We start from the raw sequence: 19,469 nt of genomic DNA, 5'->3' as shown, positions 1-19,469 counted from the left end.
CCGCAGTAGCAGAAGCAGCGGCACCGCTGAAGCAGCAGCAGTAGCAGCAGCAGCAGCAGCAGTAGCAGTAGCAGTAGCAGTAGCAGAAGCAGCAGCAGCAGCAGTAGCAGCAGTAGCAGCAGTAGCAGCAGCAGTAGCGGCGGGCGGGTCAGCCCGCCCGATTGTCCAGTCCTGGCCTTGTGCCGGACTCAGAATCTCTGCATGAGGGATCATTGAATGACTGAGCTGATTCTCTTCAATATTTTCAACGGCCTGATCGTGGGCGCCTTCTATGCTCTGATGGCGCTGGGTCTTTCTCTGATCATCAACCTCACCAGTGTCATCAATTTTGCCCACGGCGGCTTTCTGGCCCTGGGCGCTTATATTGCGTATGAGCTGGTTCCCTATGTGGGATTCTGGGGGGCGCTCATCGTCGCACCTGTCCTGACCGCCATACTTGGGCTGGTTATCGAGCGGGTGATGATCAGGCGGTTATATGGCCGCGACCCGCTCTACGGTCTGTTGCTGACCTTCGGGTTGGCCTATGTGTTCGAAGATAGTCTGCGCTACATCTGGGGCGCGCAAAGTCTGCCTTTTCAGGTGCCTGACTGGCTTATGCAACCTCTGAGCAGCTATCTTTTCTTCCTGACTGGCTACCGTGTCTTCATGGTGATTCTGGTAACCATTACCGTGGCCGGTCTGTTTTTCATCCTGACACGCACACGCCTGGGTATACGCATCCGGGCCGGAACCCTGGATCTGGAAACCGTCTCGGCCCTGGGTGTCAATGTACGTCTGTTGCGCAATCTGAATTTCGGCCTGGGTATATACCTGGCCGGACTGGCCGGCGTGCTTGCTGCCGGACTTCTTGGGCTGCAGCCAACCATGGGTGATGCGCTCATCATGCCTAGCTTTGTTGCCATTATCGTAGGCGGTCTTGGCAGCCTGGTCGGCACTTTGCTGGGAGGGTTGCTGATAGGCGTGGTGTCGGGGATTGCTACGGTTTTCCTACCTTCGGCCTCTGAAGCAATTATTTATTTGATGATGGCTGTCGTGTTGCTGATGCGTCCGAGAGGATTGCTGGGCGAAGAGGGGATGAATCTGTGAACGAACGCAACGCGACACTTTTCTGGAACGTAATCCTGTGGATTCTGTTGCTGACCATGCCTTACTGGATGGGAGCCGTCGGAGGATACACGGGTCTTGCCACGCGCGTGCTTGTCCTGGGGCTTGCGGCGATGTCGGTTAATTTTCTGCTGGGCTTTACGGGGGTGCTTTCTTTTGGGCATGCCGCGTATTTTGGTCTGGGCGCATACGGTGTAGGCTTGATGATCAAGTATGTGGCGCCCAGCACGCCATTGGGGATTCTGGTTGGCGTTCTGGTCGGTACCCTTGCCGCTGCGGCAGTGGGCGCCCTTATCGTCAAGTTGCGGGGTATCTACTTTGCCATGGTCACGATTGCATTCGGGCAGATGTTTTATTTCATCGCATTTAGATGGAATACCGTCACGGGCGGCGACGATGGCCTGACTGGATGGCGGCGTGTGCCCATAGACCTGGGCCTGACCAAAATCGATATCGTATCGAGCGGCGTCACTTTCTATTATGTGGTGCTGGCTTTGTTCGCGGTGTCGGTGGGCATTATGGCGCTGATTCTGCGCTCACCGTTCGGGCGCACGCTGCTGGCCATACGCGAGAACGAGCGACGCGCCAGATTCCTCGGCATACCGGTAGAGCGCCATATACTGATCGCCTTCGTGATTTCGGCTGTCTTTGCCAGCCTTGCTGGCGCGCTGTACGCACTGCTCAACAACTTTGTGGACCCGCGCTCTCTGCACTGGACGGTGTCGGGCAACTTCGTGATTATGGCGGTCATCGGGGGCATGCGTTCGTTCTGGGGGCCATTGATCGGTGCTGCCATTTTTGTGGTGCTGCAAGATTATGTGTCCAGTTACACGCAGAACTGGCTGTTTTTCATCGGTTTGTTTTTCGTGCTGATTGTGCTGTTTTTCCCCAGAGGGGTGCTCGGCATCATCCGCAGGAGGCTGCCATGAGTATGCTGGAAGTGAACCATGTCACTCAGAAATTCGGTCATCTCGTGGCGGTCGATGATGTGTCGATGGCGGTCGAGAAAGGCGAGTTGCGCGCACTCATAGGGCCCAATGGTGCGGGCAAGACCACTTTTTTCAATTTGATCAGCGGCTTTTTCAAGCCCACGGCCGGGAATATTGTGCTTGATGGGCGCGACATCACGAATACGGCAGCGCATGAGCGGGTGGCGTTGGGTATGGCCCGTACATTTCAGATTACTGAAATTTTCCCTGAACTTACCGTGAGGCAAAATTTGCGCACGCCTGTGGAGCTTGCGATGGGCCTGCGGCTCAGGCCATGGATGAGCCGGTCTGACGTCGGCCGTGCACAGGAAAGAGTGGACGAGTTGCTGGACATGGGTGGTCTGCAGGCTAATGCAGACAGGTTAACGGGTGAGCTGTCGCACGGCGATCAGCGCGCGACCGAGATCATGATGACGCTGGCCTTAAAGCCCCGTTTGCTGTTGCTCGATGAACCCACAGCGGGGATGGGCAGTCGGGAAACCTACAGCACGGCCATGCTAATACGCAAACTGCATCGCGAACAGGAACTGACCATTGTTCTGGTTGAGCACGACATGCGCGTTATTTTTAATCTGGCTGATCGTATAACTGTGCTGGCTGAAGGCAGGGTTCTGGATGAAGGGGCACCCGACGACATCGCAGCCAGTGAATCCGTGCAAATGGCTTATTTGGGGAAGGCGGCATGAATGCTCTGGAAGTTAAGGATATCCATACCTACTACGGTAAAAGCCATATTCTCGATGGTGTCAGCCTGGTCGTCGGCGAGGGCGAGCTTGTGACGCTGCTTGGCCGCAATGGCGCGGGCAAGTCTACGACGCTGCGCAGCATTATCGGGCTTACGCCCGCGCGTAGCGGTGCCATTCATATCCTTGGCAAGGACACGACCAGATGGCCACCTTACCGCATTGCCGCCATGGGGGTGGGGTTCGTGCCCGAGGGCAGGCGCATCTTCGCCAACCTCACCGTAGATGAAAACCTGAAAGTCCCGGTGGAGCGATCGGGGCCCTGGACCATACCTGCCGTCTATAAACTGTTTCCCCGGCTGGAGGAGCGCAAGAGCAACAAGGGTAGGCAATTGTCTGGCGGAGAGCAGGAAATGCTAGCCATCGCTCGCACACTGCTGCTCAATCCGAGGCTGTTGCTGTTGGACGAGCCTTCGCAAGGTCTGGCGCCGTTGATCGTGCAGGAAGTGTTCCGGGTAGTGAAGGCAACACGGGACGCCGGCACATCCGTGCTCTTGATTGAGCAGAACGTGCGCGCCGCAGTTGAGATTGCTGACCGCGCCTATGTGCTCGATGATGGCGGCATCGTGTACGAAGGCTCGGCCGCCGCGTTCGGCCAGGATGAAGAGCGCATGCGAGCGCTGGCGGGTGCAAGCGCCGAGAAGTGGGATGAGGCCGAAATGAAGTGAAGCGGCGGGAATAAAAAATGGCCTTTGATAAACCTGCTGTATTGGGCTTTGGCGTGGTCCAGCGAAGTACCCGGCTGGAGTCATGATGAAATAAAAAAGCCCTGCTTGCTCTACGCGTGCAGGGCCTGGAATGACGACAGCTGTGATGGCTGCCGCGATTGGCATGGAGCAGCAACTGCTGAAGCCATTACACCTGTAAGCGCCTGCCTGTCCGTGACCACGGCAATCAGACCGCTGGGGGAGGGCGGGTGGTAAACGTTATTTTCCTTGGCGTGTGACGTTTTTCAGCCTTATAAGACCGTCAGGGTAGGGGACGAAACCTTGTATGGCTTTTTGCACGCCGAATGTCCATGGCAGGTAGTAGGTGTAGAAAATAGGATGTTTGACCTGCATGAGCTTGAGAAATTCGCTATATAGCTGCTTGCGCTTGGCAGTATCCAGCTCTTGCCTGGCTTCATTGAGCAGAGTGTCCATGTCTTTGTCGCAGAACTTGCCATCGTTCAGGCTGCCCTTGCACGACACATACTGGAACACGTTACCACTGGGGTCTACGCGGCCAGACCACCCCGCCTGGGCCAGCTGGAAATCACCGCGCGCCAGGGTGGATTGCAGGGCAGCAAACTCCATGGGCCGCAAGCTGATGTCAAAACCGGCTTCGCTACCCATGGCCTGTATCAATTCGAACACCTGTTGCATGATGGTGCTGTTGCCATACGATATCTCCACCTTCACTCGATCGAAACCTGCTTCTTTGAGCAGTTTGCGTGCCTTTTTGACGTCCCGGCCTTTGCGCTCTATAGATTTGTCATAGGCAAAGCTGGCTGGGGGAAAGGGCTGGAAGGCAGGCTGGTACAGGCCTGTGCCGACGATGTCGTTGATGACATCGCGGTCAATGGAAAGATCAAAAGCCTGACGTATGCGCTCGTCTTTGGCAAACGGATTATCGGCGCGCGGACCATTGGCGAAATTGACGGAGATAGCCTGGAAGCCAAGGCCAGTGAGTGGCACGAACTTGAGGGCTGGATCGTCCTTGACGATTTGCGCATCGCTGGGGGCGATCCGCTCAGCGATATCAAGCCCGCCTGCGCGCAGGCTATTGAGCCGCACAGTGGCGTCAGGTACTGGCTTAAAGATGACTGTGTCGAAGTGGTAGCTGCCCGCGTCCCAGTACTCTGGAAATTTCTCCAGTGTAATGTGGTCATTCTGCACCCTGTTCTTGAATCGATAGGGGCCAGAACACACTGGGTTCTTGCCGGGGTCCTTGTCGAAGCTGGCGGGTGACTGCATCATGCCGGCGCGGTCCGAGAGTTGCGAAAGCAGAGAGGCGTCGGGTTCGCTCAGGTGCAGTATGACTGTCTTGCTGTCAGGCGCGTCCACACTCACCAGCGTGCTTAGTTCGCTCTTGCGGTTGCTGTCGGGCAGGTTCTTGGCGCGATCCAGGTTGGCCTTGACCGAGGCAGCGTCTATGGGCGTGCCATCCTGATACACCGCCTTGTCGCGCAGCGTGAACGATAAGGTTTTGTCGTCTATCCAAGACCAGGCCGTCGCGAGCCCAGGCGTGAAGGACAGGTCGGGCTTTATGTCTACCAGCTTGTCGCAGAGTGAAGCGAACACAATACGTCCAACAAAAGTTCGCGCTCGAACGGGATCCAGTTGGTCGGGATCATCTTGCAGGCCTACGCGCAATGTGCTCTGACCAAATGCACTACCAGAACAAAGCAAGCCAGCAATCAGCGCCAGTTTGAATGCGTTGTTATACATGAGCGCCCTCCCTTGGTGGAAGTGGGTGGTTGTACTCCTTTATGACAGCGTTAACAATAGTTGCTCAGTAAACACCTATGGGGTGTTGCGCCACGAAATGGTCGTCGCTCACCCTTACCAGCGGCTGGACCACAGGCTTGTCGTCGATGCTTCTGACGGCACTGGGTATTTCATCGACCATAAGCGAGTGGGTGCGATGGCGATAGCTCGGATCGGCAACGGGCACGGCGGCCATAAGGCGTTTTGTGTAGGGGTGTTGCGGGTTTTCAAACACTGCGCGGCGCGATCCTATTTCAACCACCTGGCCCAGGTACATGACCACGACACGATGGCTTATACGTTCTACCACAGCCATGTCATGGGAAATGAAAAGAATCGAGAGCCCAAATTCGCGCTGCAGGTCCAGTAAAAGGTTAACAATCTGCGCCTGTATGGACACATCCAACGCCGAGACAGACTCGTCCGCAATCACGATTTGCGGGTTCAGGGCCAGTGCGCGGGCGATGCACACCCGCTGTCGCTGGCCGCCAGAAAACTCATGCGGATAACGGTCAGCCATTTCGGGCGTAAGCCCACACTTGTCCATGAGCCAGCGCACGCGCTCCATCGCCTTCTTGCCCTTGGCCACGCCGTGGATGAGCAACGGCTCCATAATGGAATAGCCCACGGTTACGCGCGGATCAAGCGAGGCGAAGGGGTCTTGAAAAATAAACTGAATATGTTTGCGCAATGCCTGTTTTTGCCCGCGCGAGAGCAGGCTGATGTCCTGGCCACGAAAGCTCACCTTGCCTTCCCGTATGGACTCAAGCTGCGCCAGCGAGCGTCCTGTCGTCGTCTTGCCGCAGCCCGATTCGCCCACGATGGCAAGGGTTTCGCCAGGATACAGATCAAAGCTGACCTGTTCCACCGCATGGATCCGGCTACGCACCCGGCCGAACATACCGCTGGCGATGTCAAAGCGGGTGACGAGGTCCTCGACCTGCAAGACTGGCGCTTCATCGTAGCGCGCGGTGCTGGGAGGGCTGCTGCTGGACGAGGCCTGGGGCTGTTGATCCACCCCCACCAGCTTGAAGGGGGCGGGCTCGTTGGTGTTTTTCATGGACCCTAGTCTGGGCACGGCCGAGAGCAGCGCTCGCGTGTAAAGATGGGTCGGGTTTCTGAACAGTGTGTCGCTATCGTTTTCCTCGACCTTGTCACCCTTGAGCATCACCATGACGCGGTCTGCCACTTCCGCGACCACACCCATATCGTGGGTGATGAAAATTACGCCCATGTCCATGTCCTGCTGCAGCTGGCGTATCAATTGCAGAATCTGGGCCTGTATGGTCACGTCCAGTGCTGTAGTAGGCTCGTCGGCAATCAATACCTGAGGCTTGCACGACAACGCCATGGCGATCATGATGCGTTGGCGCATGCCGCCCGATAGCTGGTGAGGATAGCGATCCAAAATAGCGCGGGCGTCTGGAATGCGCACCGTCTCCAGCAGTCGCAAGGTCTCTGCCCTGGCCGCAGCGTGATCCAGGCTTTGGTGCAGCATAAGGGCTTCGGCAATCTGGCTGCCCGCCGTGAAGCTGGGGTTTAGCGACGTCATGGGCTCCTGAAAGATCATGGCGATGTCGGCGCCGCGTATCTTGCGCATCTCGGGCTCGCTGGCGCGGGTCAGGTCGATCAGCTTGCCGTTACGTCGGTGCAGAAGCATTTCGCCTTGCGTAATCGTGCCGCCGCCAAACTCCACCAGACGCATGAGTGAAAGAGAGGTAACAGATTTTCCAGACCCAGACTCGCCCACGATGGCCAGGGTCTCGCCTTTGCTAACATGAAAAGACAAATCTTTTACGGCAGCTACAGTGCGTTCTGGCGTTTTGAAGACGACGTTCAGGTTGGATACCTGGATGACGCGTTGGTCTTGCATGGTTTGCATACGATCAATCGTCCTGTCGCGGGTCCAGCGCATCGCGCAGGCCATCGCCTAGCAAGTTAAAGCCGAACACGGCGAGAAAGATTGCTGTTCCTGGAAATATCGACATCCAGGGGGCCTGTGTCATAAAGTTTTTGGCGGTGTTCAGCATAGAGCCCCAGGACGGATTGGGCGGCTGCAGCCCCAGCCCCAGAAAAGAGAGGCTGGCTTCGGCAATGATGGCGCTGGCAATCATGATGGTGGCTTGTACGATTAACGCGGGCATAACATTGGGCAAAATGTGCCGAACAATAATGCGCGTGTTCGAGGCGCCCAGTGACCGCGTGCTCTGCACATAGTCTTCGTTCTTGATCGACAGCACCTGACCGCGCGCCAAACGTATAAAAAGTGGTGCGGCCGAGATACCAATGGCAATCATGGCGTTAGTCAGGCTGGGCCCCAAAAACGCAGCCAGTGCAATGGCCAGAATCAAAAAAGGAATAGACAGCAGAGCTTCGGTCAGCCGCGAAATACAACCGTCGATCAATCCGCCGAAATAGCCTGCGAGCAGCCCCAGTGGAACACCCACGGCGAGGGCGATCATCACAGAGCACATGCCGGCCAGCAGTGAAGCTCTGGCACCGTAAAGCAGACGTGAGAAGATGTCGCGGCCAAGCTCGTCAGTGCCTAGCCAGTGCGTGGCCGAGGGTGCCTTTCGCACAGCCGTGAAGCTGACCTGCGCCGGGTCAAAGCCAGACAGCAAGGGTGCGAACACGGCAACCAGCATGATGAACAGCACAATGGCTGCACCCAGCATGGCTGAACGGTTGCGCTTGAACTTGCTCCAGGACCGGTTGCGTCGACGCCCAGTCAATGCGGGCGCGCCTTGTATGGCTTGCGAGCTCATGCGTACCTCAGCCTGGGGTTAACAAGTGTGTAGAGCACATCCGCAACCAGTGTGAGCACGATAAAACCTGCGGCAATGCACAGCACCACGCCTTGTACGACCGCATAATCGCGGTTGAACACTGCGTCGACCAGCAGTTTGCCAAAGCCAGGGATGCCAAAAATCTGTTCTGTAAGGACTGCACCGGCCAGTAGCTCGCCAAACAATATGGTGACCAGCGTGACAATGGGCATGAGGGCATTGCGCAAGGCATGTCGCAACACAACGGTACGCTCGGATGCCCCCTTGGCCCGCGCCGTGCGAACGTAGTCGGCCCTAAGGGCCTCCAGCATGGCGGAGCGTGTGTGACGCATCAGGTAGGCGCTAATGGCTGTGGCCAGCACAATGGCGGGCATTAGCATGGTTTTTAGCGACAGCCAGACGTCGGTACTCAGTGGCACGTAACCAGATGCCGGCAGCCATCTTAACCAGACGGAAACAATCATGATCATGACGATGCCTAGCCAGAAGTTCGGAATAGACATGCCTGACAGCGCAAAAATATTGGCGGCGAACTCTGTTTTTGTTCCCTTACGCACCGCCGCGATGATGCCAAGCGGGATGCCGACCAGAATGGCGAAGAACATGGCCATCACGGACAGTTGCATCGTCACAGGGAGCTTGTTGGCAATGAGCTGGGTTACCGGAATATCTGTGCGCAGCGATACGCCAAGATTGCCTTGGGCGACCTCTTTGACCCAGGCAAAATACTGCTGGGGCAGGGGGTCGTTAAGCCGGTATTTTTCGCGAAGAAAGTCGAGCACGGCGGGGTCGCGCTCCTCTCCCGCCATGGCCAGCACCGGATCTCCAGGTAATATTTTTTGCAGCCCGAATATGATGAGCGATACAAGTATCAGGGTTGGTATCGCAACAATAATGCGGCGCAAAATAAGCTTGAACATGCAGAGATCCGGCTATGGAGCGATTAGTTGAACGACACGCCTCGCAGGCGGATCATGCCGTCGGGATAGGGCACGAACCCTTTAACCTTGCTGCTGGTAACGAATGGCCAGGGCTGGTAATAAAGATACATGCTGGGCAGTTCGTCTTGCAGTATGGTCTGCGCCTCATCATAGACCGCTTTGCGTTTGGTCTGGTCTGAAATGGTGCGTGCCTTGTTCAGCAGTTCATCAACCTTGGGGTTGCAATACTTGCCATCGTTCAGCGTACCTTTGCAGGTAACAAACGAGTAGATATTGCCGTCAGGATCAACACGGCCCGACCATCCGCGCATATCGAACTGAAACTTGCCCTGAGCCGACTCGGACAGCATGGCGGCGTATTCAGTGGGGCGCAGGCTAACCTGAAAGCCTGCCTGGCCGGCCATGGCCTGGATCATCTGTGCGGCGGACGATTCTATGGTGTTGTTGGCGAAGGTCAGCTCGACCTTGGCGTTTTCTTGGCCGGCTTCCTTGAGCAAAGCCTTGGCTTTAGCGATGTCAGGCTTTTTAGGCGGAAACTTGTCGCTGTGGTAAGGGCTGGCAGGCGGGAACGGCTGTTGCGCCGGTGGGAAGATACCACCGCCAATAACCTCGCTGATGGCGTCGCGGTCTATGGTTAGCTGGAACGCCTGGCGTACGCGTTTGTCGCTCAATGGGTTGGTCTTGGCACGCTCACCATTGTTGGTGTTAAACATAAGCTGGCGAAAGCCCAGGCCTGCCACAGACTGGAAGTTCAGGGTTTTGTCCTGCTTGACGTCAGCCACGTCGGTGGGGTTCAGGCGTTCCAGGATATCGATGCCGTCAGAGCGCAGGTTAGAAAGACGCACGGTTGAGTCAGGAATAAACATGTAAACAACTTGCTTAAAGGAAAACTTGTCTGCATCGTAGTAGTTGTCGAATTTTTCCAGAACAATGCGGTCGTTCTGTACGCGTTCGACAAATTTGTATGGGCCCGAGCAAACAGGATTGCGCCCTATGCTGGTTCCGCTGTCTGCGTCTGCAAAGGTTTTGGCTGACAGCATCATGCCTGCGCGGTCAGATAACTGGGCGAGCAGGGGGGCATCGGGCTGCGCCACGGTAATCACAAGTGTTGTGGCGTCGGGCGCGTCTACCTGCGTGACCGAGGTCAGTTCACTTTTGCGCTGGCTGTCGGGTAGCGTCTTGGCTCGATCCAGGTTGGCCTTGGCCGCCTGCGCATCAAATTTGCTGCCGTCATGGAAAACGACGTCGTCGCGCAGTTTTAGTGTGAGCTTGGTGTCGTCGTCATTCCAGGACCAGGATTTCGCCAGGGCCGGCACAAAGTTGAGTTTGGCATCGGTGTCGACCAGCTTGTCGCACAACGAAGTGAACACAATGCGCGCCGCATAGGTACGCGATCTGTGTGGATCCAGGGTGTCAGGATCATCCTGCATGCCGATACGAAGCACTTGGGCATGGCTGAGCGCCGCAGCGCCCAGCATAATGCCGCCGAGCAACAAGGTTGTTGGTTTCATTGGTTTGTCCCCTCTTTATTATGTAATTAAAAGCCGACGGCTTGACCGTCCCGGCGGCCATCGCTTGCAGCAACGTAACCGGCGTCCGGGTCGCTGGCTGAAAGGCGCCAGACAAACTGGCCGGCGCCAAAATCCATGTAAGGATCGTCTACAGAGTGAAACTTGTGGCCCAGGGCGTGCAGGCCGTCAACGACATCGCGTGTCATGGTGGTTTCGATGTCGAGCGTAAAGTCGCGGTTTACTTTCCAGCGGGGAGCGCAACACGCCGCCTGGGGTTGCTGGTCGTAGTCGATCATGCGCACCAGGGTTTGCATATGCCCCTGCGGCTGCATGTCGCCGCCCATCACGCCAAAGCCCATGACGGGCTGGCCGTCTTTGCTGAGGAAACCCGGAATAATCGTATGGAAGGGGCGCTTTCCGCCTTCGACCACATTGGGTGACGCCGGGTCCATGGAAAACCCCACGCCGCGGTTTTGCATACTGATGCCAGTGCCCGGAACAACCACGCCAGAACCAAAGCCCATGTAGTTCGACTGGATAAAAGAAATCATCATGCCGCTTTCGTCCGCAGCCGAGAGATAAATGGTGCCGCCGGCGGGTGGACGGCCGGCCGCATGGAAGCCGGCCTTGTCCAGCCTGATGAGTTTGGCGCGGCTGTCCAGGTAATTGTCGTCCAGCATTTGCTCGGGCGTTAACGTCATGCTGCGTGAATCCGAAACATAACGGTACAGGTCTGCAAAAGCCAGCTTCATGGCCTCGATCTGGATGTGCTGTGACTGGACCGACCCCATTGGATAATTGCGCAGGTCAAAACGCTCGGCGATGCCGAGTGCAACCAGTGCAGCAATGCCCTGGCCATTGGGAGGAATCTGGTTCACGGTATAGCCGTGATAGTCCTTGGAGATCAGGTCGACCCATTCTGGCTGGTAGTTGCGCAAATCATCCATGGTAAGTGCGCCGCCACCTTCGCGGCTGAACGCAACCATTTTTTCGGCCAGGTCGCCTTCGTACATGTCGCGGCCACGCGTTTGCGCGATGCGCTTGAGTGTATCGACTACATCGGGAAAGCGGAAGTTTTCGCCGATGTGGGGTGCACGCCCTTCGGGCATGAAGGCTTGGGCAAAGCCGGGCTGATCCTTGAGCTCTTCGGCGGCCTTGGCCCATTTTCCCGCCACCACGGGCGGAACGATGAAGCCGCGTTGTGCGATCTCGATGGCAGGTTCAAAGAGGACGTCGAAAGGCAGTTTGCCGAAGCGCTCGTGCAGCGCAGCCCAGCCTGAAACTACACCGGGCACGGTGACGGTATCCCAGCCGCGCAGGGGGCGCTGGGCCAGCCCGTCGGCACCTACCCCGTATTTGCGTTTGAAATACTCTACATTCCAGGCGGCCGGTGCGCAGCCCGAGGCGTTCAGGCCGTGCAGCTTTTGCCCGTCCCACAAAATGGCGAAACAGTCGCCGCCGATTCCGCAGGATACCGGCTCGACCAGCGTAATGGTGGCGGCAGCGGCGATTGCGGCGTCAATGGCGTTGCCGCCCTTGAGCATCATGCGCAGCCCTGCCTGGGCCGCCAGCGGATGGGATGTTGCTACAACGTTGCGCGCAAAAACCGGTGTGCGCACGGAGGGGTAGGGGTTGGCCCAGTTGAAGTTTTTCATGTCGTATGCCTGCATTTCGGGAGTCATATACGCTACTATCAATAACTGATTACATCAATTTGAATTAATATTTCAATTAACAAGTTTTTCTTATGAGTAGCCTTCGCTTCATGCGCACCTTTGTCGCCGTCGCGCGGCTGGGCTCATTTTCCGAAGCAGCAGACCACGTCGGGTTGTCGCAGGCTGCGGTGAGCCTGCAGATGCGGGCGCTGGAGCAAGAGTTCGATCGCGAGCTCTTCGATCGTTGCGGGCGCCTTGCCCTGCTTAATACTGCCGGGCAAGAGCTGCTACCCGAAATAAAAAAGCTGATCGACATGTACGATCACATCAGACGGCCCAGCCAGCCCGACGGGCAGTTTCATGGCCAGTTGACCATAGGTGCCATTGTGTCCTGCATGAGCATTCTGGCCAGAATCGTTTCTCAACTGAAAACCGAGCATCCAGGGCTGGGAATACGCCTGGTGGCAGGTAAATCGAGCGAGTTGGCCCAAAAGCTGGAGCATGGTGATGTCGATGCGGCGTTCGTGGTCAGCATGGGCAAGCGCCCGGCCAGCGTGCGTTGGTCTTTGTTGCAGCGTGAACCGTTGCGACTCATCGTGGGGCCATCCGTCAAAGGCGATGATCCCCGGCAAATTCTGGCCAACTATCCGTTTCTGCGCTTTGACCGCACGCAGCATACGGGACGCCAGATCGACAGGGTGCTGCAAAAACTTGGCGTGACTCCTGACGACTTTCTGGAGCTGAATGCCATTGAACAGATTCTCGGCCTAGTCAAGGATGGGGTTGGCGTTACCGTGCTCCCGTTGTTACATACCATGGCGTGGGGTACGCGGGGCGATCTGCGTACGTTGACGCTGCCCGACAAGCTCGGTTTGCTTACCCGTGATGTCGGGCTGATTGAGTCTCGTGACAGTCGACAGCAGAAAATTACGCGCGCAATTCTAGAACGCTACAAACATCTGCTGGCGTCGGCGTTTTTATAGGGCATAGCCTGCAGTTGGTTGTTTTCGGGCAGCGCATTGCCCTGATAGTCATGGGGCTAGCTGTCGTGGCCGGACTGTCACATGGCACGCTGTATGCACAACCGGCACATCGCGCTGTTCAAGATTTGTGTCTTGTACCCAAGCCGAGTTCTCTCAGGGCGGGCAGGCAGCGCTCGGCCGCACGGTGGCCTTCTTCGATGGCGGCCTGGGCCTGATGAAAGTCAAGCAAGCCCAGGTGTGACAGACGCGGTGCAATGACGGCGTCGGGCGGGTCACCCGCCATGCGGCTGCGTGTAATGCGGATCTGCATAATATTGACGCTGGAGGCCATAACGTCGAGCATTGAAGGCAGTTGCTCTGTGGCGTCGTTTGAGGGCGAGGGCAAAAAGGCCGTCAGGTTTTGCTGCAGCTTTTTCATCCATTCAGAACCGATAGGGGCGGCTGACGCGCCGGCTATATCACCGCCTGCGGTAGCGGGGCGCGGCAAAGGTGTGCTGGCAGGGTTGCTTAGTGTTTCGTCAGTAGCGTGGGGGCCGGCTTCGGGCCTGGCATTGACGAGTGAACTTGCGTTAAAGGCGTGCGGGACATCGGGTGCAGAACTGTAACGGGAGTTATGCCCAGCGCCTGTGGCGTGGGCATCGTCTGACGCAGCATCATCTTCAAGATCGCGGGCTCGTTGCAGATGCCGTCCGAGCAGATCAGAATTAAGGTCTACGGCAATCAGAATATCTGCACCCATGGCACGGGCCAGAGAAACAGGAACCGGGTTGACCAGCCCTCCATCAACCAGCAGACGGTCTTCGTGCCAAACGGGCGCAAATAAGCCCGGCAGTGCAATGGAGGCTCTGATGGCATCAATGGCCGATCCAGACCTGAGCCAAACCTCAGCGCCGGTTTCCAGATCGGTGGCAACAGCCCCAAAAGGTTTTTTCAGATCCTGGATCGACAGATCAATGAAGTTGCGGCGGAAAAACTCCATGAGCTTGCCGCCCTTGAGCATGCCTCCGTTAAGCCGAAAGTCCATAAAAGAAATGACGTCGCGCATGCCCAGGCTGAGCACCCATTCTTCGAAGCGATCAAGTTCGCCCACGGCATAGGCGGCTCCCACCAGGGCGCCTATGGACGTGCCGCACACGATATCGGGCTCAATGCCCGCCCGTCTCAGTGTCTGAATAACCCCGATATGGGCCCAGCCCCGGGCCGAGCCGCTACCCAGAACCAGGCCCAGGCGGGGTTTGCGTCGTTGGATTCTAGACATAATGCGCTGCACTCCAGGTGGCACTGCACATGCTGAAGGATGGTGGTGTGTTCTTGCAGCCAGCTGCGCCAGGCTTGTTCAGGTGACAGGCCCGGCCGGTTGTGGGCACTGTGGCAAACCCCGGCCGCAGCGTGCCCGTGACCGTCAGGGTGGCATCATCATGCCGGGCAGCGTTAGTTGAAGCGGTTGCCGATGGCATAACGCCCGGCCCCCAGCATGGCAATGGCCAAGCCGCCAAACAGATACATGCCTTGCAGTTCAAGCCGCCACCCGCCTGTATTGCCAAACTGACCGAGATGACCCGTATGCGCCAGTGCGATGGCAAACAGCATATTGATTGCGACGATAATGCCTGCGACGCGGGTGTACAGGCCGAATATCAGCATGAGCGGGGCGACAACCTCGCCAATGTAAACCGCCCAGCTAAAGAAGGCGGGCAGGCCGCGCGCCACCACCATGCTTTCGATGCCGCTAATACCGTAGCGCAGTTTGGCTATGCCGTGGAACAGCAGCAAAATGCCTATGGTAAGTCGTAGAACCAGTTTTCCGAGGTCGTCGAGGGTGCTTGTTGACATGTGTACTCCGTTAGCCGGCACGTTGTGCCGACATGCAGCAAATGGGCCGGATAAGGCGTGGCTTCGTCAGAAGCGCATTATAGAGTGAGCCTCGGCCCATACACAGGCTGCTAGAGTTTGAGTATAGGGTAGCGACCGCTGGTGTCTTCAGGTGGTACAGGTGTGTGTGCGTGATAGGTAAGCACCAGACCCTCAAACTGTGCAATGCGTATTTTAATTTCGTTATCGCAGTTTATTTTTGCATCGCCCTCTTCGTCGACAATAATGGCTGTGGGCTGATGAACGTCAAGCACGTCATGCAGTTGTTTGGATGACGCCTGGGCGTCAAGCAGCACGGGAATCTTGTTGGCGGCTTGTATGGCTAGCACACTTACCAGGTACTCGAGCGTAAGCCCGGCGCACAGGCCCACGCGTGACTGATGAGTTGGGTCAAGCATTTGCAAGGCGACAGCCAGGGCGTTGACGGCTGTAGCCAGCTCGGCATAGCTAACTTCTACGCCATTTTGCTGTACGGCAGTCATTTCGCCATGTGTGTGCGCCATGCTTTGCAGAAAGTCTAGGGTAAACGGCATTGGCAGAATCCTGTAGGTGTCATGGTGTGAGCGACGAGTATAGAGAGGTCGGCGCGGTTTTTCTCACTCAACGCGTCGGGGTTTCCCCTGAATACATGATGGCGGGCATGGTCGCGCGGCGTGCAATCTCGGCGCGCGAGGGCGGGTATGTTGCGTTTTGCTGACCTGTTGCACGCGCTTGGCTAGTAAAACGCTTAACCGCGTTGTGTGTGCACACAGGAGTAGGGTTACCCTGTGCCACTCAGGCCATAAACATTGCATGAGCTGCCTGGAGCATGTGACTTGTTGGCCTTTAGGGTGCCGCAGACGTCAAAATGACAGCGCCCCGGCAATGACACCTCGAGTTTTCATTTTTTCGTAAAGCGTATGCTTAAATCAGTTGGTTTTAATTGTCTTGGATAACGGTAATGAGCATAGGTGAATCGGGTGACAACCTGTCCGGTGAGGCTGGCGGGCCGTGGCAGCCTGCCCCCACTGAGCGCGTGAGCAGGCCTGATGAGAGTGTATCGGCCCATTCCGCTGCTGTGCCTCGAGCAGACGTAACCATGTCTGATGCGGGCGTGTCGGCCCATGCCGCCGCTGTGCCTCCAGCGCACGTAACCAGGCATGATGCAGGCGTACCAGCTCACGCCGCCATGATCCCCGTCCGTATAGGCATTATGGCTGCCTTGCATGACGAGGTGGCCGCACTGGTGGCGGCCATGGGCCCAAGTGCACGTGTGTACACAATAGGGCAGCGCGATTACTACGAAGGCTCGTTAATGGGGTGTGAGTGCGTGCTGGTTCTTGCTCGCATAGGCAAGGTGGCAGCGGCCGCGACGGCGGTTACGCTGATCCGCGAATTTAACGCCGGCTGTGTAATTTTTGCCGGGCTGGCGGGCGCTGTGGCTGCCCATGTGCGCGTGGGCGATGTGGTCGTGGCGCGTCAGCTGTTGCAGCATGATATTAACGCCAGCCCTCTTTTTCCACGTTATGAGGTGCCGTTACTGGGGCGCAGTCATTTTGACGCCTGCGAGGCGCTGACGGCTACGCTGGCTGAGTGTGCCACCCGTTATCTGGCCGAAAGTTTTCCTCACGAAATTAATGACGCCACGCGCCACCAGTTTGGTGTTGATCAGCCCACTGTGCATGTAGGCACGATTGCCAGTGGTGATTGTTTCGTCAATGACATGGCTGGGGTGGTCGCATTGCGTCAGGCCTTGCCTGAGGTATTGTGCGTTGAGATGGAAGGGGCGGCTGTAGCGCAAATTTGCCATGAATACAGCATTCCGTGTGCCGTATTTCGTACGATTTCAGATCGTGCCGATGACAGCGCCGGGGTGAATTTCAGCGCATTTTTGGCACAGGTCGCCAGTTTTTATTCAGCAGGAATTTTGCAGCGCTTCTTGTCGACCTATGCCTTGGCAGCCGCACCTGACGCGGCGGCGCATCGCTAATTGATGTGCACACCCTGTTGCGGTACTTTGTACCAAGACACGCAAGCCTCGTACTAACTGCAGGTTTGAATCCGCGCTTTTCAGCCCCTCATCAACGTATGTGAGCTCATTATGAAAAAACCTGAACCCAGTTCTGAAACGTTTGCTCAGGCGCAGTCAGTCGTGCGCTTTTGGCTCGATGCCGGCCCCACTAAATGGTTTGCAAAAATCAAGTCTTTGGATGACGCCTTTCGCAGCAAATTCATTGACCTGCATTTTGCCGCCGCTCGTCGTGAGCTCGAGGCCTGGACAACAAACCCTGAAGCCTGTCTGGCGCTGCTGATTTTGCTGGATCAGTTTCCGCGCAATGTGTTTCGGGGCACGGCGCATATGTTTGCCACTGACCCGCTGGCGCGGCATTATGCACAAATTATGATAGACCAAGGGCATGCTGCCCATATCGCACCTGAATTGCGTCTTTTCGTGTGCACGCCGTTTGTCCATTCAGAACTGCTTGCTGATCAAGATTACGCGCTGAAGATTTACCGCGAGCTGGCACCTGATGGATTGAAATGGGCAAACATCCATCATGACATCATCGCCCGTTTTGGACGGTTTCCGCATCGCAACGCCTGCCTTGGGCGTTCGACCACAAAAGAAGAAAAGCAATTTCTGGACGAGGGTGGGTTTTCGGGATAGGCAGCGTTTTCGGGTCAGTCGGCCATACTAAAGTGTATGTGGGCAGCGTAATATACTCAGGAAAACACCCAGAATGATTACAAGGAGACCTGATGCTGCCCCCGTCCCTGACAAGCTATGAAGATGCCTGTGAACGCTTTCGCTGGCAAATTCCAGCGCGTTACAACATCGGCGTTGATGCGTGCGGTAAATGGGCTGAACGTGATTTCGGGCGTCTGGCATTGGTGTTCGTGGATCAGGCCGGCAAGGCGCGTGAGTACAGCTTTGGTGAAATGCATGAGGCCTCCAACCGGCTAGGCAATCTTTTGCTGGCGCAGGGGGTGCAGACGGGCGACCGTATAGGCGTTTTGTTGCCACAGTCGCCGGAGACAGCATTCGCGCATATTGCTGCCTACAAAATTGGTTGCGTTTCCATCCCGCTGTTCACATTGTTTGGCGCCGAGGCCTTGCAGTTTCGCCTTGGCGATAGTGGGGCCCGCATTGTTATCACCAATGCAGAAGGCGCGGCCAAACTGGCCGCAATACGCGATAGTCTTCCGGCGTTGCAGGCCGTGTTTACCATAGACGGAGCCAGCGACGGCACGATAGACCTGCATAAATCGCTGGCGCAACACACTACCGACCTGACGCCGGTTGACACGCTTGCAGACGACCCTGCCGTCATTATTTATACCTCAGGGACCACGGGGCAGCCCAAGGGGGCGCTGCATGCGCACCGTGTCTTGCTGGGGCATTTGCCGGGCGTTGAAATCTCCCACAATCTGTTTCCGCAAGAAGGCGATCGCATGTGGACGCCGGCAGATTGGGCCTGGATAGGCGGCCTGTTTGATGTGCTGCTGCCCGCCTGGCATCATGGTGTTTCAGTGGTGGCGCACCGCTTTCAGAAGTTCACGCCGGAGGCGGCCTTTCAGCTTATGCAAGATTACCAGGTGCGCAATACCTTTTTGCCGCCCACTGCGCTAAAGATGATGCGTGCGGTGTCTGATCCGCAGCATCGCTGGTCATATCGCTTGCGCTCGGTCGCCAGTGGCGGCGAAACGCTCGGGGCCGAATTGCTAGACTGGGGCAAGCGCACATTTGGGCTGACCATTAATGAGTTTTACGGCCAGACCGAATGCAATATGACGGTGTCGGCATGTGCCGACATTATGCCGGTGCGCCCCGGTGCCATTGGCAGACCGGTGCCTGGCCATCAGCTGGCGATCATCGATGATCAGGGCAAGGTACAGGCGGCGGGCCAGATTGGCCATATCGCCATACAGCGACCTGATCCCGTCATGTTTCTGGGGTATTGGAACAACGAGAAAGGCACACAAGAAAAGTTTATTGATGACTGGCTGGTAACCGGTGACACTGGCTTTCAGGACGAAGACGGCTACGTGCACTTTGTGGGGCGTAACGATGATGTAATTACCTCGGCAGGTTATCGCATAGGGCCGGGCGAAATTGAAGATTGCATACTGCAGCATCCTGCCGTCAAGATGGTGGCGGTGGTTGGCGCGCCTGACGCGGCGCGTACCGAGGTGGTTGTGGCGGTAGTCGTTGTGCACGATGACGTTCAGCCTGACGCCGATCTGGCACGCGCCATTCAGGACCACGTCAAAATCCGGCTCGCGGCCCATGAGTACCCGCGTGAAGTGTATTTTGTCGATGAGCTGCCCATGACAACCACCGGCAAAGTGGTGCGCCGCGATTTGCGGCTGCTTATCGAACAGTGGCGCAAGCAGTCTTAGCATTGCCGCGTGCAGTAGTGTGCAGACTCTCGCGGTG

Annotated in this window: 18 protein-coding genes; 9 read left to right on the top strand and 9 right to left on the bottom strand. The window is 56.9% G+C overall.

Going from position 1 to position 19,469, the window contains the following annotated elements; genetic code table 11:
• Positions 1–216 precede the first annotated feature (216 nt).
• Genes FQ179_RS17645 through FQ179_RS17630 form a run of 4 tightly spaced genes read left to right on the top strand, consistent with a single transcriptional unit; the run spans position 217 to position 3,504 of the window.
• Entirely contained in the window at positions 217–1,086 is an 870-nt protein-coding gene (locus FQ179_RS17645) for a branched-chain amino acid ABC transporter permease (protein WP_149398624.1), read from the top strand.
• A gap of 56 nt (positions 1,087–1,142) precedes the next feature.
• Positions 1,143–2,033, top strand: coding sequence for a branched-chain amino acid ABC transporter permease (locus FQ179_RS17640; protein WP_149398797.1), 891 nt, complete (start codon positions 1,143–1,145; stop codon positions 2,031–2,033).
• A complete protein-coding gene (locus tag FQ179_RS17635; protein WP_149398623.1) occupies positions 2,030–2,779 on the top strand; it encodes an ABC transporter ATP-binding protein in 750 nt (249 codons plus the stop codon). Before FQ179_RS17640 ends, FQ179_RS17635 begins: the two co-directional genes overlap by 4 nt.
• Positions 2,776–3,504 carry an ABC transporter ATP-binding protein gene (locus FQ179_RS17630; protein WP_149398622.1) on the top strand — a complete coding sequence of 243 codons (729 nt, stop codon included), beginning with the start codon at positions 2,776–2,778 and terminating at the stop codon, positions 3,502–3,504. The genes FQ179_RS17635 and FQ179_RS17630 overlap by 4 nt, the downstream gene beginning before the upstream one ends.
• A 258-nt stretch (positions 3,505–3,762) precedes the next feature.
• On the opposite strand, the gene FQ179_RS17625 is transcribed toward FQ179_RS17630, so the two are convergent.
• The 6 genes from FQ179_RS17625 to FQ179_RS17600 form a co-directional block, all read right to left on the bottom strand.
• Positions 3,763–5,265: an ABC transporter substrate-binding protein gene (locus FQ179_RS17625; protein WP_149398621.1), complete on the bottom strand. Its 1,503-nt coding sequence runs from the start codon at positions 5,263–5,265 to the stop codon at positions 3,763–3,765.
• A 64-nt stretch (positions 5,266–5,329) separates the two neighbouring features.
• Complete coding sequence (locus FQ179_RS17620; protein ID WP_149398796.1) at positions 5,330–7,177, bottom strand: dipeptide ABC transporter ATP-binding protein; 1,848 nt, start codon at positions 7,175–7,177, stop codon at positions 5,330–5,332.
• Positions 7,178–7,190: 13 nt separating this feature from the next.
• A complete protein-coding gene (locus FQ179_RS17615) occupies positions 7,191–8,069 on the bottom strand; it encodes an ABC transporter permease (RefSeq protein WP_149398620.1) in 879 nt (292 codons plus the stop codon).
• Positions 8,066–9,010, bottom strand: coding sequence for an ABC transporter permease (locus FQ179_RS17610; protein ID WP_149398619.1), 945 nt, complete (start codon positions 9,008–9,010; stop codon positions 8,066–8,068). The genes FQ179_RS17615 and FQ179_RS17610 overlap by 4 nt, the downstream gene beginning before the upstream one ends.
• Before the next feature lie 23 nt (positions 9,011–9,033).
• Positions 9,034–10,542, bottom strand: coding sequence for an ABC transporter substrate-binding protein (locus tag FQ179_RS17605; RefSeq protein ID WP_149398618.1), 1,509 nt, complete (start codon positions 10,540–10,542; stop codon positions 9,034–9,036).
• A 26-nt stretch (positions 10,543–10,568) separates the two neighbouring features.
• A complete protein-coding gene (locus FQ179_RS17600; protein ID WP_149398617.1) occupies positions 10,569–12,197 on the bottom strand; it encodes a gamma-glutamyltransferase family protein in 1,629 nt (542 codons plus the stop codon).
• Positions 12,198–12,289: 92 nt separating this feature from the next.
• On the opposite strand from FQ179_RS17600, the gene FQ179_RS17595 reads away from it, so the two are divergent.
• On the top strand, positions 12,290–13,180 hold the full coding sequence (locus FQ179_RS17595; protein WP_149398616.1) for a LysR family transcriptional regulator: 891 nt from the start codon (positions 12,290–12,292) through the stop codon (positions 13,178–13,180).
• A 118-nt stretch (positions 13,181–13,298) separates the two neighbouring features.
• Here FQ179_RS17595 and FQ179_RS22805 read toward each other — a convergent pair whose 3' ends face one another.
• The 3 genes from FQ179_RS22805 to FQ179_RS17575 all read right to left on the bottom strand — a co-directional run bounded on the left by FQ179_RS22805 (position 13,299) and on the right by FQ179_RS17575 (position 15,585).
• Positions 13,299–14,438 carry a patatin-like phospholipase family protein gene (locus FQ179_RS22805; RefSeq protein WP_255475048.1) on the bottom strand — a complete coding sequence of 380 codons (1,140 nt, stop codon included), beginning with the start codon at positions 14,436–14,438 and terminating at the stop codon, positions 13,299–13,301.
• Between the two features lie 173 nt (positions 14,439–14,611).
• Entirely contained in the window at positions 14,612–15,013 is a 402-nt protein-coding gene (locus tag FQ179_RS17580; protein ID WP_149398615.1) for a DoxX family protein, read from the bottom strand.
• Positions 15,014–15,123: 110 nt separating this feature from the next.
• The gene (locus FQ179_RS17575; protein ID WP_149398614.1) at positions 15,124–15,585 is read right to left on the bottom strand and encodes an AMP-binding protein; all 462 of its coding nucleotides are present in this window, start codon (positions 15,583–15,585) and stop codon (positions 15,124–15,126) included.
• Positions 15,586–15,611: 26 nt separating this feature from the next.
• Here FQ179_RS17575 and FQ179_RS22375 point away from each other — a divergent pair, with 26 nt between their 5' ends.
• From FQ179_RS22375 to FQ179_RS17560, 4 genes are all read left to right on the top strand, one after another.
• Positions 15,612–15,749, top strand: a complete 138-nt coding sequence (locus FQ179_RS22375) for a hypothetical protein (RefSeq protein WP_188074647.1) — start codon at positions 15,612–15,614, stop codon at positions 15,747–15,749.
• Between the two features lie 243 nt (positions 15,750–15,992).
• Positions 15,993–17,021, top strand: coding sequence for a 5'-methylthioadenosine/adenosylhomocysteine nucleosidase (locus tag FQ179_RS17570; RefSeq protein ID WP_370459892.1), 1,029 nt, complete (start codon positions 15,993–15,995; stop codon positions 17,019–17,021).
• 111 nt (positions 17,022–17,132) lie between these two features.
• Entirely contained in the window at positions 17,133–17,699 is a 567-nt protein-coding gene (locus FQ179_RS17565; protein ID WP_149398613.1) for a DUF924 family protein, read from the top strand.
• 92 nt (positions 17,700–17,791) lie between these two features.
• The gene (locus tag FQ179_RS17560) at positions 17,792–19,432 is read left to right on the top strand and encodes an acyl-CoA synthetase (protein WP_188074646.1); all 1,641 of its coding nucleotides are present in this window, start codon (positions 17,792–17,794) and stop codon (positions 19,430–19,432) included.
• Positions 19,433–19,469: the final 37 nt, after the last annotated feature.

The organism is Pusillimonas sp. ANT_WB101 (assembly GCF_008369125.1).
In the GTDB taxonomy this organism is placed as follows: domain Bacteria; phylum Pseudomonadota; class Gammaproteobacteria; order Burkholderiales; family Burkholderiaceae_B; genus Allopusillimonas.
This window is presented reverse-complemented; position numbering and strand designations above follow the sequence as displayed.

Coding starts and splice junctions, on each gene's coding strand:
- FQ179_RS17645 (WP_149398624.1), top strand. CDS start 217: ATGACTGAGCTGATTCTCTTCAATATTTTCAACGGCCTGATCGTGGGC.
- FQ179_RS17640 (WP_149398797.1), top strand. CDS start 1,143: ATGCCTTACTGGATGGGAGCCGTCGGAGGATACACGGGTCTTGCCACG.
- FQ179_RS17635 (WP_149398623.1), top strand. CDS start 2,030: ATGAGTATGCTGGAAGTGAACCATGTCACTCAGAAATTCGGTCATCTC.
- FQ179_RS17630 (WP_149398622.1), top strand. CDS start 2,776: ATGAATGCTCTGGAAGTTAAGGATATCCATACCTACTACGGTAAAAGC.
- FQ179_RS17625 (WP_149398621.1), bottom strand. CDS start 5,265: ATGTATAACAACGCATTCAAACTGGCGCTGATTGCTGGCTTGCTTTGT.
- FQ179_RS17620 (WP_149398796.1), bottom strand. CDS start 7,177: ATGCAAGACCAACGCGTCATCCAGGTATCCAACCTGAACGTCGTCTTC.
- FQ179_RS17615 (WP_149398620.1), bottom strand. CDS start 8,069: ATGAGCTCGCAAGCCATACAAGGCGCGCCCGCATTGACTGGGCGTCGA.
- FQ179_RS17610 (WP_149398619.1), bottom strand. CDS start 9,010: ATGTTCAAGCTTATTTTGCGCCGCATTATTGTTGCGATACCAACCCTG.
- FQ179_RS17605 (WP_149398618.1), bottom strand. CDS start 10,542: ATGAAACCAACAACCTTGTTGCTCGGCGGCATTATGCTGGGCGCTGCG.
- FQ179_RS17600 (WP_149398617.1), bottom strand. CDS start 12,197: ATGAAAAACTTCAACTGGGCCAACCCCTACCCCTCCGTGCGCACACCG.
- FQ179_RS17595 (WP_149398616.1), top strand. CDS start 12,290: ATGAGTAGCCTTCGCTTCATGCGCACCTTTGTCGCCGTCGCGCGGCTG.
- FQ179_RS22805 (WP_255475048.1), bottom strand. CDS start 14,438: ATGTCTAGAATCCAACGACGCAAACCCCGCCTGGGCCTGGTTCTGGGT.
- FQ179_RS17580 (WP_149398615.1), bottom strand. CDS start 15,013: ATGTCAACAAGCACCCTCGACGACCTCGGAAAACTGGTTCTACGACTT.
- FQ179_RS17575 (WP_149398614.1), bottom strand. CDS start 15,585: ATGCCGTTTACCCTAGACTTTCTGCAAAGCATGGCGCACACACATGGC.
- FQ179_RS17570 (WP_370459892.1), top strand. CDS start 15,993: ATGAGCATAGGTGAATCGGGTGACAACCTGTCCGGTGAGGCTGGCGGG.
- FQ179_RS17565 (WP_149398613.1), top strand. CDS start 17,133: ATGAAAAAACCTGAACCCAGTTCTGAAACGTTTGCTCAGGCGCAGTCA.
- FQ179_RS17560 (WP_188074646.1), top strand. CDS start 17,792: ATGCTGCCCCCGTCCCTGACAAGCTATGAAGATGCCTGTGAACGCTTT.